General features: G+C 69.5%; 21 protein-coding genes and 2 pseudogenes. 10 read left to right on the forward strand and 13 right to left on the reverse strand.

What is annotated here, in order from left to right; genetic code table 11:
• Window positions 1-329 precede the first annotated feature (329 nt).
• The 3 genes from ABT171_RS34985 (at window position 330) to ABT171_RS34995 (ending at window position 1,689) form a co-directional block, all read left to right on the forward strand.
• Window positions 330-896, forward strand: a complete 567-nt coding sequence (locus tag ABT171_RS34985) for a hypothetical protein (RefSeq protein ID WP_351250429.1) — start codon at window positions 330-332, stop codon at window positions 894-896.
• 66 nt (window positions 897-962) lie between these two features.
• Window positions 963-1,355, forward strand: coding sequence for a Tn3 family transposase (locus tag ABT171_RS34990; protein ID WP_351250430.1), 393 nt, complete (start codon window positions 963-965; stop codon window positions 1,353-1,355).
• 94 nt (window positions 1,356-1,449) lie between these two features.
• Complete coding sequence (locus ABT171_RS34995; RefSeq protein ID WP_351250431.1) at window positions 1,450-1,689, forward strand: Tn3 family transposase; 240 nt, start codon at window positions 1,450-1,452, stop codon at window positions 1,687-1,689.
• Window positions 1,690-1,827: 138 nt separating this feature from the next.
• Here the strand turns inward: ABT171_RS34995 and ABT171_RS35000 are convergent, their stop codons facing one another.
• Both ABT171_RS35000 and ABT171_RS35005 read right to left on the reverse strand, forming a co-directional pair.
• Window positions 1,828-2,904 carry a winged helix DNA-binding domain-containing protein gene (locus ABT171_RS35000; RefSeq protein ID WP_351250432.1) on the reverse strand — a complete coding sequence of 359 codons (1,077 nt, stop codon included), beginning with the start codon at window positions 2,902-2,904 and terminating at the stop codon, window positions 1,828-1,830.
• Window positions 2,905-2,930: 26 nt separating this feature from the next.
• Entirely contained in the window at window positions 2,931-3,665 is a 735-nt protein-coding gene (locus ABT171_RS35005; RefSeq protein ID WP_351250433.1) for an alpha/beta fold hydrolase, read from the reverse strand.
• A 79-nt stretch (window positions 3,666-3,744) separates the two neighbouring features.
• On the opposite strand from ABT171_RS35005, the gene ABT171_RS35010 reads away from it, so the two are divergent.
• Window positions 3,745-4,719, forward strand: a complete 975-nt coding sequence (locus ABT171_RS35010) for a helix-turn-helix transcriptional regulator (RefSeq protein ID WP_351250434.1) — start codon at window positions 3,745-3,747, stop codon at window positions 4,717-4,719.
• Window positions 4,720-4,808: 89 nt separating this feature from the next.
• Here ABT171_RS35010 and ABT171_RS35015 read toward each other — a convergent pair whose 3' ends face one another.
• The 7 genes and pseudogenes from ABT171_RS35015 to ABT171_RS35050 form a co-directional block, all read right to left on the reverse strand.
• Complete coding sequence (locus ABT171_RS35015; RefSeq protein WP_351250435.1) at window positions 4,809-4,985, reverse strand: hypothetical protein; 177 nt, start codon at window positions 4,983-4,985, stop codon at window positions 4,809-4,811.
• A 667-nt stretch (window positions 4,986-5,652) separates the two neighbouring features.
• Window positions 5,653-5,730 (reverse strand): annotated as a pseudogene (locus ABT171_RS35025) (IS5/IS1182 family transposase); the annotation flags it as partial.
• A gap of 48 nt (window positions 5,731-5,778) precedes the next feature.
• Complete coding sequence (locus ABT171_RS35030) at window positions 5,779-6,174, reverse strand: DUF2267 domain-containing protein (protein ID WP_351250436.1); 396 nt, start codon at window positions 6,172-6,174, stop codon at window positions 5,779-5,781.
• A 159-nt stretch (window positions 6,175-6,333) separates the two neighbouring features.
• Window positions 6,334-6,582 carry a DUF2267 domain-containing protein gene (locus tag ABT171_RS35035; RefSeq protein ID WP_351250477.1) on the reverse strand — a complete coding sequence of 83 codons (249 nt, stop codon included), beginning with the start codon at window positions 6,580-6,582 and terminating at the stop codon, window positions 6,334-6,336.
• A gap of 3 nt (window positions 6,583-6,585) precedes the next feature.
• Window positions 6,586-7,131: a nucleotide exchange factor GrpE gene (gene grpE, locus ABT171_RS35040; RefSeq protein WP_351250437.1), complete on the reverse strand. Its 546-nt coding sequence runs from the start codon at window positions 7,129-7,131 to the stop codon at window positions 6,586-6,588.
• Between the two features lie 2 nt (window positions 7,132-7,133).
• Window positions 7,134-8,996 carry a molecular chaperone DnaK gene (gene dnaK / locus ABT171_RS35045; protein ID WP_351250438.1) on the reverse strand — a complete coding sequence of 621 codons (1,863 nt, stop codon included), beginning with the start codon at window positions 8,994-8,996 and terminating at the stop codon, window positions 7,134-7,136.
• A 38-nt stretch (window positions 8,997-9,034) separates the two neighbouring features.
• Window positions 9,035-9,400 (reverse strand): J domain-containing protein, encoded by a 366-nt coding sequence (locus ABT171_RS35050; RefSeq protein WP_351250439.1) that lies wholly within the window; start codon window positions 9,398-9,400, stop codon window positions 9,035-9,037.
• Between the two features lie 236 nt (window positions 9,401-9,636).
• Between ABT171_RS35050 and ABT171_RS35055 the strand changes: the two genes are divergently transcribed.
• The 3 genes from ABT171_RS35055 to ABT171_RS35065 all read left to right on the forward strand — a co-directional run bounded on the left by ABT171_RS35055 (window position 9,637) and on the right by ABT171_RS35065 (window position 10,789).
• Complete coding sequence (locus ABT171_RS35055; RefSeq protein ID WP_351250440.1) at window positions 9,637-10,017, forward strand: STAS domain-containing protein; 381 nt, start codon at window positions 9,637-9,639, stop codon at window positions 10,015-10,017.
• A complete protein-coding gene (locus ABT171_RS35060; protein WP_351250441.1) occupies window positions 10,014-10,412 on the forward strand; it encodes a hypothetical protein in 399 nt (132 codons plus the stop codon). Before ABT171_RS35055 ends, ABT171_RS35060 begins: the two co-directional genes overlap by 4 nt.
• A 233-nt stretch (window positions 10,413-10,645) precedes the next feature.
• On the forward strand, window positions 10,646-10,789 hold the full coding sequence (locus tag ABT171_RS35065) for a hypothetical protein (protein WP_351250442.1): 144 nt from the start codon (window positions 10,646-10,648) through the stop codon (window positions 10,787-10,789).
• Between the two features lie 85 nt (window positions 10,790-10,874).
• Here ABT171_RS35065 and ABT171_RS35070 read toward each other — a convergent pair whose 3' ends face one another.
• The 3 genes from ABT171_RS35070 to ABT171_RS35080 all read right to left on the reverse strand — a co-directional run bounded on the left by ABT171_RS35070 (window position 10,875) and on the right by ABT171_RS35080 (window position 12,435).
• Window positions 10,875-11,297, reverse strand: a complete 423-nt coding sequence (locus ABT171_RS35070) for an Hsp20/alpha crystallin family protein (protein WP_351250443.1) — start codon at window positions 11,295-11,297, stop codon at window positions 10,875-10,877.
• Between the two features lie 76 nt (window positions 11,298-11,373).
• Window positions 11,374-11,760, reverse strand: a complete 387-nt coding sequence (locus ABT171_RS35075; RefSeq protein ID WP_351250444.1) for a hypothetical protein — start codon at window positions 11,758-11,760, stop codon at window positions 11,374-11,376.
• Between the two features lie 87 nt (window positions 11,761-11,847).
• Window positions 11,848-12,435: an HdeD family acid-resistance protein gene (locus ABT171_RS35080; RefSeq protein ID WP_351250445.1), complete on the reverse strand. Its 588-nt coding sequence runs from the start codon at window positions 12,433-12,435 to the stop codon at window positions 11,848-11,850.
• Window positions 12,436-12,667: 232 nt separating this feature from the next.
• Between ABT171_RS35080 and ABT171_RS35085 the strand changes: the two genes are divergently transcribed.
• The 3 genes and pseudogenes from ABT171_RS35085 to ABT171_RS35095 form a co-directional block, all read left to right on the forward strand.
• Window positions 12,668-13,090 (forward strand): Hsp20/alpha crystallin family protein, encoded by a 423-nt coding sequence (locus ABT171_RS35085; RefSeq protein ID WP_351250446.1) that lies wholly within the window; start codon window positions 12,668-12,670, stop codon window positions 13,088-13,090.
• A gap of 46 nt (window positions 13,091-13,136) precedes the next feature.
• Window positions 13,137-13,340, forward strand: coding sequence for a hypothetical protein (locus ABT171_RS35090; RefSeq protein ID WP_351250447.1), 204 nt, complete (start codon window positions 13,137-13,139; stop codon window positions 13,338-13,340).
• Window positions 13,341-13,381: 41 nt separating this feature from the next.
• A pseudogene (locus ABT171_RS35095) lies at window positions 13,382-13,700 on the forward strand (transposase family protein); the annotation flags it as partial.
• Here the strand turns inward: ABT171_RS35095 and ABT171_RS35100 are convergent.
• Window positions 13,700-14,347, reverse strand: a complete 648-nt coding sequence (locus tag ABT171_RS35100) for a class I SAM-dependent methyltransferase (RefSeq protein ID WP_351250448.1) — start codon at window positions 14,345-14,347, stop codon at window positions 13,700-13,702. The pseudogene ABT171_RS35095 and the gene ABT171_RS35100 overlap by 1 nt on opposite strands.
• Window positions 14,348-14,412 lie beyond the last annotated feature (65 nt).

Here is a 14,412-nt window from a genome sequence, read left to right on the forward strand (position 1 = left end):
TCTCCCTGCGTCGTGCGGCTGCGGCCTCCCGAACCGTCGGACAGGGGATCGCCTCGCCGAACGCCTCCCCGATCCGCCGCACCGTGCGCCGCTGCTTGCGCGGCGCCTCGGGATCGGCCCGCAGTCAGCCATCGACCCTCTACCTGTACGGCTCCCTCCGCGCCGAGGTCGGTACCAGCCGCCTCTGCGTGGCACCGGCGAGAGACGGTGTATCGGATGCCGTGCACTCGGTGCGCATCCCTTGACCACTCTCGCCACCGTCCCGGTGAGGCCGCACACCGGACGCCGAAGTCTCCCCGGCTGTCCTCGCCCTGACGAAGGCCCTGCTGTTGCAGGCCGGCGGGCTCGGCGCGGTCACGAAGACGGTGGAGGGCTTCGGCGGGGTCGCGAAGCAATACGAGCAGATCGAGAAGGTCTCCGCCCACCACGGCAACTCCTGGGAAGTGCTGCTGTACGAGCAGATCGGCCGGGACCGGGCCCTGATGTTCGACCTGGCCGAGAAGCTTCAGTTCACCGCCACATCGGAGGACGGGCGAGTCCTGGACGCGCTTGCGCACGCGCAGCGGAACGAGGCCGCCCGCGGCGAGTACATCAGCGCGCTCGGCGAGGACGGCGGGCGGGTCGACATCTCCTCCGGCACGCAGAACTGGCAGAAGGCCGTGGTCGACAGGACGCGGCCGGCGCAGTTCGTCCGCAAGCACTTCGAGGCGATGGTCTTCACCTGCCTCGCCGAGGAACTGCGCACGGGAGACGTGGCGGTGGTCGGCTCGGAGGCGCTGAGGAGGGCGAGGCCGCCGGCTTCGACGCCGCTTCCTTCCGCCGCCAACTGGAGGACCGGCTGCGGGCAGCCGCCGCGGCGGCCGACGCCGGGTACCCGGACAACGAGAGCCTGGTGATCGACCCGGTCACCGGCATCCCATCGCTCAAGGCACACCGCTCGGAAGGGCAACTCCCCTCGGCGAATGGCTGGAGCAGGAGATCAAGGCCAGGATGCCGGAGCGCACGCCCGCCACATCCCCGGCGTGAGCGGGCACGAGCTGGCGTACACGGCGAACCGGCACTTCTCCCTCGTGCTGCTGAGCGAGGCCATCGCGGACTTGGTCAACGCGCATGCCCGCCTGGACATCTCGCAGGCGTGGGGCGACGGGGCCGCCGTGGCAGCGGACGGCACCCACATGGACACCTACCTCGACAACGTGCTCGCCGAGACGTCCGTCCGGTACGGGAAGCCGGGAGGCATCGCCTACCGTCACATCTCTGACACCTACGTCGCGCTGTCCACGCACTTCATCCCGTGCGGGGTGTGGGAGGCCGTCTCCATCATCGAGGGTCTGCTCAAGAACCCTCCGAGGTGAAGCCCACCACCGTGCACGCCGACACCCAGGGCCAGCCCCTGCCGGTCTTCACCTTGGCGCACCTGCTGGGCTTCGACTGCTGGGCTTCGACCTGATGCCCAGGATCAGGAACTGGACGCCCTGTTCGGCGAGGCCAGGAAGGAAGAACGTCATCGCCTTCGACCTGATCGAGTCCCAGTTCCGGCACCTGGAGAAAGCGATGAAATTCAACTCTCTGCTCACGAACGCGGTGATCTTCCACAACGCCCTGGACATCGCCGAGATCGTCCGCCGGCTGCTGGAGGAGGGCGGGGAGATCGACCCGGAGGACCTGGCCCACATCACCCGTACCTGACCGAGCACATCAAACGGTTCGGCGAGTACTCCACCCATGAGCTCGGCATCGAGCCCGAGGCGTACGACCCGAAGCTTGACTTGACCCAACGTCTTCGCCTACGCGGCCGCCTCATTTGTGGAGCGGGATGCGGGTCGGCTATGCGGTGGGCTGCAGAAAGCCGACGACGGCCTCCTTCTCCATGTCGATACACTGCTCGATCTGAGGCGGGACAGGTTCGAACGCATCCACCTTGATGGAGCGTGCGCCGGAGCCACGGGTCCAGGTGGCGATGGCAAGGCCGTCGGCGATGACGGTTGGCCGGATGAGGCCGCCCCCTGGCCAGACGCGGGCCTGGTGGAGAGCGGGGACGGACACCTCGCGGGTGCGGTAGCCGATCAGGTAGTTGTCGTAGGCGGGCAGCATGCGAACGTCCGGGGTGTCGGACGAGCCTGGGAGTTCTTCCACCCGCCCGGCGAGCATGGTCCAGGCGCCGTATTCGTGGATCGCGCCCGATTCCGCCAGCAGTTTCCAGGCCGTGCGGGCCCAGGTGATCGGCAGCCCGGACCAGGCGGCGAAGTCTTCCAGGGTGGCGGGGGCGTGCGCGGCAAGGTAGCGGCGGGCCAGCTCGGCGAGGGCGGTGTCGCCCTCGCACCGGAAGCGCCCGGTGGCGGGCAGCCAGTCGTTGAGCAGTACATAGGTGGCCTCACCGGCGCGCCGTCTGCCGTGGCAGAGGATGCCGGTGAGTGCTGCGTGTCGGATCAGGTGGAAAGGCGCCTGCCCGTCCGGCGGGATGCCGAGGGTGGTGAGGTGCTCGGTCAGCTCGGCCCGGGTGAGCGGGCCGTGCGCGGCAAGAGCGCGCCGGATGAGATGGTCGGCGCGCCGGCGCAGATCGTCGTCCAGGCCCAGCTGCTGGTAGCGGCGGTTGGTTGCGGCAAGAATTCGCGGGGACAGCAATTGCAACACCCAGCGGGCGTCGTTGCTGGGGATGGTGTGCAGGGTGCCGCGCATGTACCAGTTGCGGACGATGCTCCGCTCTTTCTCGTATGCCGTGCGGATGGCTTGGGCGGTGATGTCCAGGCCGCGTACCCGGATGCCCAGGTCGGCGGCCGTGGCGTCCTGGGCCTGGATGGCGAAGACCCGTCGGACGACCGCCTCGGCAGAGGCCTCCCGTGCTCCGCCGGCCAGGGCCTGAGCGTGGGCCCGCAGTCGGCGGACGTTTTCGTGGTCACGCATCGGGCTGTGCCTCTCGGCCGGTGCGGTCAGGAGACGGCCTTGTCGAGGATGTCGGCGAGTTCGGCGGGCGCGGACAGCATCGGCCAGTGTCCGGTGGGCAGGTCGAAGCGTCGCCACGGCGGCTGGTTCAGGTAGGCCAGCATCGGCACCCCGGCATCCAGCAGCCCCGTGAAGTCATGGCACGCGACCAGGACACGGTCCACACCGACGCTGAGCTCGGCCGGGCCAGCGAGGCGCTGGGTATAGGTGCCGAATGGCTGAGAGGTGGCACGCGAGCGCAGAGCGTCCCGCTGGCCTTCATCGAGCCCGTCGAGGCTGCTGGACAAGCCCAGGACCTCAAACGGCGGCATCGGTAGCCGCCACCCGTCGCCAGACGCGTCGACCTGCTGGCGCAGTTGGTCCGCTGCTTGCGGTGGCATGAGGTCGAGCATGCACATGCCTGCGGCGAACGGGGCGCTGTCCACGTAGACCACGCGTTCCAGCCGGTCGCCGAGACGTCCGGCTGCCCCGGTGACCGGGGCAGCCGCATAGCTGTGGGCGACCAGCGTGATGTCGCGCAGATCGTTCCGCTCGATGAAGCCGATGACATCAGCGATGTGCGTGTCCAGGTCTGTCTGGGGTCCGCCCTGGTCTGCGTGTTCGGCCAGTCCGGTCAGTGTCAGTGGCAGCGCCGTGTGGCCGCGCTCCTGCAGAGCGCGGGCGGTGTTTTCCCAGGCCCATGCCCCGAGCCAGGCGCCGGGAACGAGTACGAAGGTGGCCATGTGATCTCCCAGAAGTAGCTGCTGCGGGGAGCGTAGAGTCGATACAGGACAGAATCCGCCCTGAAATGCCGAGTGATCCATGTCGCATCCCCTGACCCGTGTGCTGACCCTGCTGGAACTCCTCCAGTCCAACGCCCGGCTCACCGGGGCGGAGCTGGCAGACCGCCTGGACACCGACGTGCGCACGGTGCGCCGGTACGTCGCGCACTTGCGGGACCTGGGCATCCCCGTGGAGGCCGAACGCGGCCGGTACGGCGGCTACCGACTGGCCCGCGGCTACCGCATGCCCCCTCTGGTCCTCACCAATGACGAGGCCCTCGCCGTCGTTCTTGGCCTGCTCGCGGCAGAACGTCTGGGCATGGGCACTGCCGCGCCGGCCAGTGCCGGTGCCTTGGCCAAGATCGAGCGGGTGCTTCCGCACGCCCTGCGCGAGCCGCTCGCCGCCATGCGGGAGACCCTGTCGTTCACCGCCAACGCCGTGATCGGACAGGCACCCGGAACCGGCGTCCTGCTGGCACTGGCCCAGGCCTCCCGCGCCCGCGCGACCGTCGGCATCAACCACCAGTCCTGGCGCCAGGAACACACCGAACGCGACATCGACCCCTACGGCGTGGTCTTCCACACCGGCCGCTGGTACGTCGTCGGCCACGACCACCTCCGCAACAGCCTGCGGACCTTCCGCATCGACCGCATCGCCTCCGTCACCCCCCGAGCCGGCGGCTTCATCGCACCCGAAGGCTTCGACCCCGTCGCCCACCTGACCTCGACCCTCGCCCAGGGGCCCTACCGCTGGCAGGTCGAGGTGACGATCCATGGCCCCCTCGATGAGATCGCCCGCCGACTGCCTCGCTCAGCGGTGACCCTCACCGCCCAGCCCACCGGCGTTCTCGTGCACGCACGGGCAGAACGGCTGGACGGCATGGCCCACATGCTCGCCTCCCTGGAATGGCCCTTCACCATCCACCATCCCGACGAACTCCGAGAAGCGCTCAAGAATCTGGCCGCCCGGCTCACCGCAGCCGCCCAGCGGGGACTGGAACAACTACCGCAGTGAATACCGGATTTACACTGCGACAGAAGCCCTATCCTGATCATTGCGGCCTGCGGCGGGCCATTCCAGCCGCCGGGGCGAGGTGCACGCATTTACTGCGGCAGCACGTAGGGGGCGGGCCGGGCGTGACGATGGAACCAGTGACCGGACTCGGGGGGCAGGGGCGAGTCCGGGCTGCCGCGCGCCCGGGTAGTGCCGGTAGTGCCCCTGACCGCCCCGCCGTCGTCGTACACCGCGGCGGTCGAGCGGTACCTCACCGGCGCGGGCATCGCGAAGTCCTCCGCGCGGATCTACCCGGATCTCGCTGACGACGTGGGGATGGTTGCTCGCCGGCGAACCGGCGCCGACCGGACCTGCCCGCGGGGCGCGAAGCCGCCCGTCTTCCCCGTCACCGCGATCGACGACCCGGCTCTGCCGGAGGCCCTGGCCGAACTGGCGGCGACCCGGGCGGACGAGATGGACGCCGGCACCGTCAACCGGGAGCTGTCCATGGTCCGCAAGGCAATCGGGTGGTGGCAGCGCCGGGGCTGGATCGTCGGCGACCCGACGATCGGCATCGAGCGGCGGCCGGCACCGCCGGGCCGCCTGGAGCGATACGCCCGCCCGGCGTCGACGCCGTCGCCCGACACGTCGCCGAACGCGACCCCACCACCCGCCGGAAGCGCTGACGCTTCCAAGATCAACTATTGGCGGCTTCAGGGGTCACCTCGGCGATACCCCGATCTCGCCGGCGCTCAGAACCATTGCTCCGCCGGCGCAAGCAACGTGCTCGCCTCGCCGCGGGGCCAGCTGAAGCGCATCGTCCATGCCGACCCTGAAAGTGAACGGTTCGGCCAGTTCCACTGCCGAGCGCTCAGCGACCCGGTTTCCGAAGTCAGCCGCCGAACCGATCCGGCACCCGCCGCTGCCAGGCGGGGCCGCAGCCTTCAGGCATGCGGCGAGGGCGCGGTTGTGCATGCGGGCGATGGCCCGGATCGCGTGGTGGAGGCCGGCGCCGCGCTGCCGGCAGTCGCGGCGCCGGCACCCGGTGCGGGTGTGCGAGCACGGGGGCGCGGGGCTCGGTCAGGTGGGTTGGGGGCGGCCGAAGAGCAGGTCGTAGCCTGCGGGGAGCTGCAGCAGGACCTGGCCCAGGAGGTCGCGGCCCGCCGCGTCGGCGACGGTGCTGAGGACGGCGCTGACGTCCCAGGCCGCGGTCTGCTCGGTGGCCCCCTCGATCCAGGCTGCCGTCGCCCGCACGAACCGCTCCGGCGGCAATGGCTCGGCGCTCTGCAAGGGGTTGAGCAGGATCAGGGCAAATTCCTCGGGCAGGCACGCCGCCAGCTGGGCGCGCACCTCGCCGACCAGATGTGCGCCCAGCAGCGCGAGGACCACGCGCGCCGCGCGCTCTGCTTCGCGCTCGGTTCCGTACTCACCGCGTTCCTTCACCTGGTCGAGGAACGCTTCGCGTCTCAAGGCCACGTCGGCCACCACCCTTCTTCGGCTTCTTTGCTCCGGCAGGGGGCGGAGGGCGGTCGAGGGGAGATCAGGTGCCCGTCCTCGACCCCTGGTCTGCACGACGGCCGGTCGGTCAGCAGCGAGATCTCCTCGCGCGGTCGCTGATGGCGACCGGACCTGATTTCAGCCGGCCAGGTCGGCTTTGCCGAGCAGAACGGCGCAATTGGAGGGGAGCTGGCCGAGGATCTGGTTCAGTTCACCGCCGGAGACGGCGCCGACCAGGGGTGTCAGGCCCGCGCTGGCGTCCCACTCTGCGGTGCGCGGCCGGGCGCCGGTCCGCTCAGCGACCCTGCGGTAGAACTTCTGGCCTCCAAAGCTCTTGGCCTGCGCCGACTTGGCCCCCGGCCAGCGCCTGTCCGAGCGGTCCGGCAGTTGTCAGCCCCGCGCTACAGGCAGCGGCGGCTTCTTCGCCGGGGCGGAGGCCTCCCGTACGCCGCACTCCGGCGCCGGCCCGCTCTTCGCCGGCGGGGCCGGCCCGGTGACCTCCACGGTGGCCGGGCGCAGCAGGCTCTCGCCGAGACGGTAGCCGGGGCGCAGGACCGCCGAGCACACCAGGCGGTCCGCACCGGGGGCAACATGGTGCGTCAGAGCGTCGTGGCAGGTCGGATCGAACTGATCACCCACCTCACCGAACGACGTGACGCCCAACGAGCCCAGCTGCTCCTGCAGGCTGTCGGCGATGTCCTTCAGACCGGGGGTGAGCGGCTCGTTGGCGCACGCCCGGTCGACGGCGTCCAGCACGGGCAGCAGCGCCTTGAGCACGTTGGCCACCGCGATCTCGCGCACGGCCAGGTGGTCGCGCCGCACCCGCTTGCGGTAGTTGTCGTACTCGGCCTTGGCCCGCTGCAGGTCGGCGGTCCGCTCCTGAACCAGGCGCCGCAGCTGCTCAAGTTCGGTGCTCCGCGGATCGCTCCTGGTCATCGTCAGCCAGCCTCCGGCTTGTCGTCGTCGACGATCTCGGCGTCCACCACTTCATCCTCCGGCCCACCGGCCGCACCGCCCGGAGGCGCCCCGGCCCCACCCGCCGGTTGCCCGGCCTGGGACTGCTGGTACAGGGCTGTGCCGATCTTCTGCGCGGCCTGCGCGGCGCGGTCGATCGCCTGCCGGATCGCGGCGGTGTCCTCTGCCTTCAGCTTCTCCTTCAGCTCGGCCAGTGCCGCCTCCGTCTCGGTCCTGGCATCGGCCGGGCTCTTGCCCTCGTTGTCCTTGAGGAGCCTCTCGGTGGAGTAGACGAGCTGCTCGCCCTGGTTGCGGGTCTCCGCCGCCTCACGCCGCTTGCGGTCTTCCTCGGCGTGCTGCTCGGCCTCGCGGACCATGCGGTCGATGTCGTCCCTGGGCAGCGCCGAGCCGCCCGTCACCGTCATCTTCTGTTCCTTGCCGGTGCCCAGGTCCTTGGCGGAGACGTGCATGATGCCGTTGGCGTCGATGTCGAAGGTGACCTCGATCTGCGGCACTCCCCGCGGCGCCGGGGGGAGGCCGGTCAGCTCGAACATGCCGAGCTTCTTGTTGTAGGCCGCGATCTCCCGCTCGCCCTGGTAGACCTGGATGGTCACCGACGGCTGGTTGTCCTCGGCCGTGGTGAAGATCTCCGAACGGCGGGTCGGGATCGTGGTGTTGCGCTCGATCAGCTTCGTCATGATGCCGCCCTTGGTCTCGATGCCCAGGGACAGCGGGGTGACGTCCAGCAGCAGGACGTCCTTGACCTCGCCCTTGAGGACACCGGCCTGCAGGCTCGCGCCGACGGCGACGACCTCGTCGGGGTTGACGCCCTTGTGCGGGTCCTTGCCGGTCAGCTCCTTCACCAGCTCGGTCACGGCCGGCATCCGGGTCGAGCCGCCGACCAGGACGACGTGGTCGATGTCGGACACCTTGATCCCGGCGTCCTTGATCGCGTTGTGGAACGGCGCCTTGCACCGCTCCAGCAGATCGGAGGTCAGCTGCTGGAACTGGGCGCGGGTCAGCTTCTCGTCCAGGTGCAGTGGCCCTTCGGCCGAGGCGGTGATGTAGGGCAGGTTGATGGTCGTCTCAGTGGACGAGGACAGCTCGACCTTGGCCTTCTCCGCCGCCTCCCTGAGGCGCTGGACTGCCATCTTGTCCTTGGACAGGTCGACTCCGTAGTGGTTCCTGAACTGCTGGACCAGGTGGTCGACGATCCGCTGGTCCCAGTCGTCACCGCCCAGGTGTGTGTCGCCGTTGGTGGCCTTCACCTCGATGACGCCCTCGCCCATCTCCAGCAGGGACACGTCGAAGGTGCCGCCGCCGAGGTCGAAGACGAGGACCGTCTGGTCGTTCTCCTTGTCCAGGCCGTACGCCAGTGCCGCCGCCGTCGGCTCGTTGATGATGCGCAGGACGTTCAGGCCCGCGATCTCACCGGCCTCCTTCGTCGCCTGCCGCTGGGCGTCGTCGAAGTACGCCGGGACGGTGATCACCGCGTCGGTGACGTCCTCGCCCAGGTAGGATTCCGCGTCCCGCTTCAGCTTCTGCAGCACGCGCGCGGAGATCTCCTGCGCGGTGTACCGCTTGCCGTCGATGTCCCCGTGCTCGGGGAACCGCCAGGCGTGGTCGCCGATGTGCCGCTTGACCGAGCGGGCGGTACGCTCGACGTTCGTCACGGCCTGCCGCTTGGCCACCTCGCCGACCAGCACCTCGCCGTTCTTGGAGAACGCCACCACCGACGGAGTCGTCCGCGCGCCTTCGGTGTTGGTGACGACGGTGGGCTCGCCGCCCTCCAGGACCGAGACCACCGAGTTCGTCGTACCCAGGTCGATACCAACCGCACGCGCCATCTGTGCTCTCCCTCCTCATCCTCGCCTCGTTCTGCGTCTCACCGGCCGGGATTCCACCGGACCGGACCCGCGCGCGGCGGCGGCTCGGGGTGGACGTCCCCGAGTACCGTGGCGTACCTCCACGAGGGGCGCGCGGGCTGCGTGGGGGCCGAGTCCCGACCGGACCCCGGCCCCGGCTGGTGCTCTTGGCGCTGGTCGTAGGCCGTCCGCAGAGCCGGATCTCGCAGTGTCTCGTACGCCGCCCGCACCTCGCCGACCCGTGCGGCGGTGGCCGCGTCGACGCGGGTGTCGGGGCGCAGGTCCCGCACTCGGGCGCGGAAGGCGGAGGTGATCTTCTCGGCCGTCGCCGAGGGCTGCACCCCCAGCACCGCGTACGGGTTCGATTCCGGCTCGCGCACCGGCACGTCAGGACACCTCCCCTCCCCTCGTGAGCTGCGGTTTCTCCTCTGACTTGCCTATCTTCTGAAATAAAACTTGAGCCTTGTCCCGTCAAGTCTGGGGGAGGTATACGGGAGGTGTCAGGACGGCTCCCGGCACTGCGGACGCGGTGCCGGTGGCGAAGGAGTGGAACGAGGGAGCCGGGCCGTCGACCGTGGACGGTCCGCGCGGTACGAGAGAAGCAGAGAGCGGGGTGGGGATCATGGCACTGTTCCTCGCGGGGCACTGGGAGAACGGCTGGGCCGTGATGGAGATCAAAGGCGTCCTGGACGGGGCCACTGCCCGGGAACTGCGCGATTTCGCGGACTCCGTCACCGCGCAGCACCGGCACCAGCATCTGATCCTGGACCTGTCCGAACTGACCCATGCCGACGCCGACGGCCTCGACGCTCTGATGTCCGTGCGGACACTGCTGGGCCGGGATCAGGGTCAGCTGTGCCTGGTGTGCCCAGAAGGGCGGATGGAGCGGCTGCTGCGCAGCAGCGGCGTCGCTTCCGCCATGCCCGTATACCCCTCGCTCGACGCAGCCCTGTCAGCGCCCCGGACCGTGCCCGTACACCGGATGGGAGGTGGAGTGCAGTGATCACCGAACTCGCTGTCGAACGCGTGGAGTTCACCTGCGGCTCGTGCTGGCACAGCTGGAGCGTCGACCACGACGTACAGCGCTACCGAGACGCTCTGGACGCCGAATGGGAGGTCTTCTACCGCGACAACACCGCCGTGCCCTCCCCCTACACGCCACAGGGCGCACCACCGTGCGAGCACTGCGGCCGCCGCTGGGTCGGGCGCCTGGTAGCGCGCCGGCCCGTGCCGCTGCCCGGTGATACCGAGGTGCCCCGCAGCCGTGTCCCGGCCGAGGGCGGCCACCGTCGCGAACGGCACACCGCGCCGATGCTGCACGCCGCCGGTCACCCGCAACCGCCATCCGGCGCACGAGCAGCCCAACCGCCCACAAAACCGTCCCATCGATCCACTTGATCCACGCAGCGACGCGCCCGCCGGGCCGCGTGTGCGCGCACTGTGTGCCAGGAAGGGCAGCGCCGGCCTTGTACAGCTCGCGGCGCCTTCGCGCCGCGGGTTTCTGCCGGCCGCGGGCTTCTGCCGACAGAGGCGGACACGATCGTCCCTTATGTGTGAGCTGCGACATTGTCGGCACCGACGGCTGGCCCCGACCATGACCGGACCAGTGACGTCAAGGAAGGCAGCTCCTCATGGGTGATCATGTGCACGTGCGGCTCAGCCAGGGGCTGAGCGTGTCGGACGAAGGACAACTGATCGAGCACTCCCGCTGCCGGTGCGGGGCCACCTTCACCAAGGTGTTCGACGCCGACGGCGGGGAGCCGGAACGCCGGTGATCTCGCACAGCTGCGTGAGGCCAGGCACGGCGTCAGGGCCCCGGACTGATGTCCGGGGCCCTGACGTGCTGGTGTCACTGTGGCGTCAGCCGCCCAGTTCCTTGCGGTCGCTGCCGCCGCTGATGGCGATCTTGCGGGGCTTGGCCTGCTCGGCGACCGGGATGCGCAGCTTCAGCACACCGGCCTCGTAGGAGGCTTCGATCTTGTCGGTGTCGAGGGTCTCGCCGAGGAACAGCTGCCGGCTGAACGTCCCCGCGGGCCGCTCGGTGACCACCGCTTCGGTGTTTTCGCCGTACGCCGGCTTGCGTTCGGCCTTCACTGTCAGGACGTTGCGCTCGACATCGAGGTCGATGGACTCGGGGTCCACGCCCGGCAGGTCCAGCTCCACGAAGAACGTCTCGCCCTCGCGCCAGGCGTCCAGCGGCATGCCCGCCGGGTGTGCGGCCGTACCCCAGACCCGCTCGACGAGCCGGTCAAGCTCGCGGAAGGGATCCGTACGCATCAGCATCTGTCATCCCTCCTTGATGTGTGTCTCGCGTCCTGCGCTTCTCTTCTGATGTACCACTACGCGGGAAAGTTGACAACTACGGGCTCAACTTTTTGCGGGCGATCTCCGCGGTGGTCTGCCGCAGCCATGCCGCGTCGGCTTCCGGAGACGAGGTGGACACGGCGAGGCGGGCGTAGGGCGCGTCGCGGCCGAAGGTCGTCACCACGAGCACCGGACCTCGGGCATGCAACGCGGCGAAGTCCCGGCCACGGGTGTGCTCCAGCTCGCCCACGCACCACCGCCCGGGACGGAAGCGGTAGCGGCGCCCGGCGCGCGGGCGCACCGCGCGCCACCAGTGCGGCTCCACGCGGACCTCGTCCACGAACTCCAGCGGCAGGCGCACGGTGCGGCGCCGCGCCGCCGGCGCCCACCGCCACGGCAGACGCACCACCAGATCGCCGCCGTCGATGTGCGGCCGCGTCATGAAGCTCACCTGCCTTCCGGCAAGCAGGGGGACCGCAGGGCACGATGGCCCTGCGGTGCGCCGCGCCTGGGGTGCGAGGGGCAGTGGTCAGTGGGCCACGCGGGCACCGGAGGCCGGCCCTGTCCATGACCGCGCACCGTGCCCGGTACGGGTGCGGTACTCCCGCCAGGCGGCAGCCAGCCACAGGCCGCCTGCGATCAGCGCGTACACACCCAGGACGAGCGCGACGGCCACCGCACCGGCCTCCGGGCGCAGCCACAACAGCACACCCGCGGCCACCGACACCACGGCGGATGCCCGCCACCACCACGCGTGCCGTAGCTCGTGCCGCAGCCGCGTAGCGACCCACAGCTCCAGGCAGCCCGTCACGATGGCCCAGGCGCCCGCCATGGCCACTAGCGCCAGGGCCGTCAGGCCCGGCCACAGGGCCGCGACCAGTCCGGCCGCCACACCCAGAGCACCCGCCGCCGCACACGCCGCGGCCGACCGGCGCGCATGCCGGTGCCGCCACGCCGTTCCCATGACCATCACGCCGTCGACCAGGGCGTACGCGCCGAACACCCAGGCCAGGGCCAGCACTGTCAACTGCGGCCACAGCAGCGTCAGCACGCCGAAAACCACGGCCGCCACGCCGCGGGTCCCCAGCAGCCAGACAGTCTTCGTCCTTTCCGCCACCAGCGGCCTCCCTTCCGGTCATCCCGTGCGCCGATTCCCAGACCACCCAGGCGGCCGAGTCATCGGCGCTACCGAACACTCACTGCACGTGATAGGAAATTGAGTCGACTACTGTCAACTTCATGCAGTCGGCACTTGTCACTGAACCTTCCGGCGGGGTATACGAGTAGGCGGTACTCAGTCGTCGGGCCGCAGTCCCTGCGGCCTGCCTTCAGGGAGGGAGAAGTTGGACATGCTTGCGCGTACGGGTGTTCTGGGTGATGTCGACCGGCTCGGGCATCAGCTCGCGCATGCCGGCGCCTCGGCCGGCAACGTCATCCCGGCGGATGCCTGGCGTGACGACGAAGCGCTCTACCTCCAGTTCGACCTGCCCGGCATGGACCGCTCCACCATCGAGCTCACCACGCAGCAGCACACGCTGACCCTGAGCGCCGAGCGGCCCTCCCCGATTCCGGCCGACGCCCGGCCCGTACTCACCGAGCGGCCCACCGGCCGCTTCACCCGCCGCCTGGCCCTGTCCGACGCCCTGGACACAGCTGCCACCGAGGCGGCCTACGACAACGGCGTCCTCACCCTGCGCATCCCGCTTGCCGCACACGCCAAGCCCCGCAGGATCTCCATCTCCGGCGGCGCGCCCAAGCAGCTGACCCGCTGAGAGCCGTCTGTCTGCCCGTCCCACCGCATCGAAGGAGGACGAAGCCATGGGCGCCCTGCTGTGGCTGCTCGCACCCCTCCTCGCCGGCATCGCCGCCAGCGTCTGGGCCTGGCGCACCGGATGCCGCAACGCCAGCCCACCCGACCACGGCACCTGGGAAGACCTCGACCGCTACCAGCGACTGCGGACCGTCCTGAGCACCAGCGAACACGCCAAGGTGACTTACGAGTTGGTGCGTGATAGCGGGTGAGTGTCATGCCAGGTGGATGGCATGAGCCCGCTGTGGCGATCATGGTCAGCCGGACGGTGCTGGCGCATCGGCTGTTCACGGGGCTCTCGACATCATCTTGCTTGCCTGGCCGATGAGTTGGCTGAGCCGTGGCAGGCCGGGGTCGAGGGTCGTCGCCATGCTGCGCGAGGAGGACTCCGGAAGCGGGTCGCGGGTGCCGGCGCCCGCCACCAGCTGGTGTTCGTCGACCGGCTCGTGACCACGCTGATCCATCTGCGGCACGACCAGCCGCACCCGGTGCTGGGGCTGCTGTTCGGCGTCGACCGGTCCACCGTCACCCGGGCGATCGGAGAGGTGCGCACGCTGGCACGGCCGGCTGGTCAGTCCTTGCGCAGCACCCATTTGTAGTCGTAGATGCTCAAAGGCAAGCCGTTTGTGTCGCTGAACTCGCGTGCTGCGCGCATCACCCCAGGCCAGTTGTTACTGAAGTCGTCGCCGATCATGACTCCGCCTTCACGGACCAGCGGCCAGTAGTGCTCGATGTCGGTGAGAACGTCTTGGTACTCGTGTCCGGCATCGAGGTAGACGAGGTCGCACCGGATGCCGTAATGGGCGAGGAACTTTGCGGCATGGGTACTCGTGCACGCAAAGGGGGTGATGACCTCCTCCAGGCCCTCGTGCAGGACGTTGAACAAGAACTGGTAGTAGAGCTGAGGGTGGCCGAACTCCAGGTTCAGCTCGGACCTCCCCCGCGGCGTGATCCAGTGCTCCACACTTCCGAGGAAGCTGTCGACGCACACGATCTCGCAGTCCACTCCGAGACACCGCACAAGTTTGCCCATGTGCAGGGCGGACGCACCCTTCCACGTGCCGACCTCGACGATCAGACCAGGGGCGAGCCGTTCGATCTCCTGGGCGAAGACCGGATGATCCGACCCCCAACCTTGCGGATCGTAGGACATTCCCTTTCCGTCGAAACCTGCATAGGGAGAGGTGCTGTGCAACAAGGTTTGGACGTTCTTGGGCATCAGGACTCCTTGGCACTCGGGTCTGCGAGGCTGAGAAGCTGTGTTTCAGCCTGCTGACGTGACGT

It is taken from the genome of Streptomyces sp. NPDC001851, from assembly GCF_040297165.1.
Taxonomy (GTDB): Bacteria; Actinomycetota; Actinomycetes; order Streptomycetales; family Streptomycetaceae; genus Streptomyces.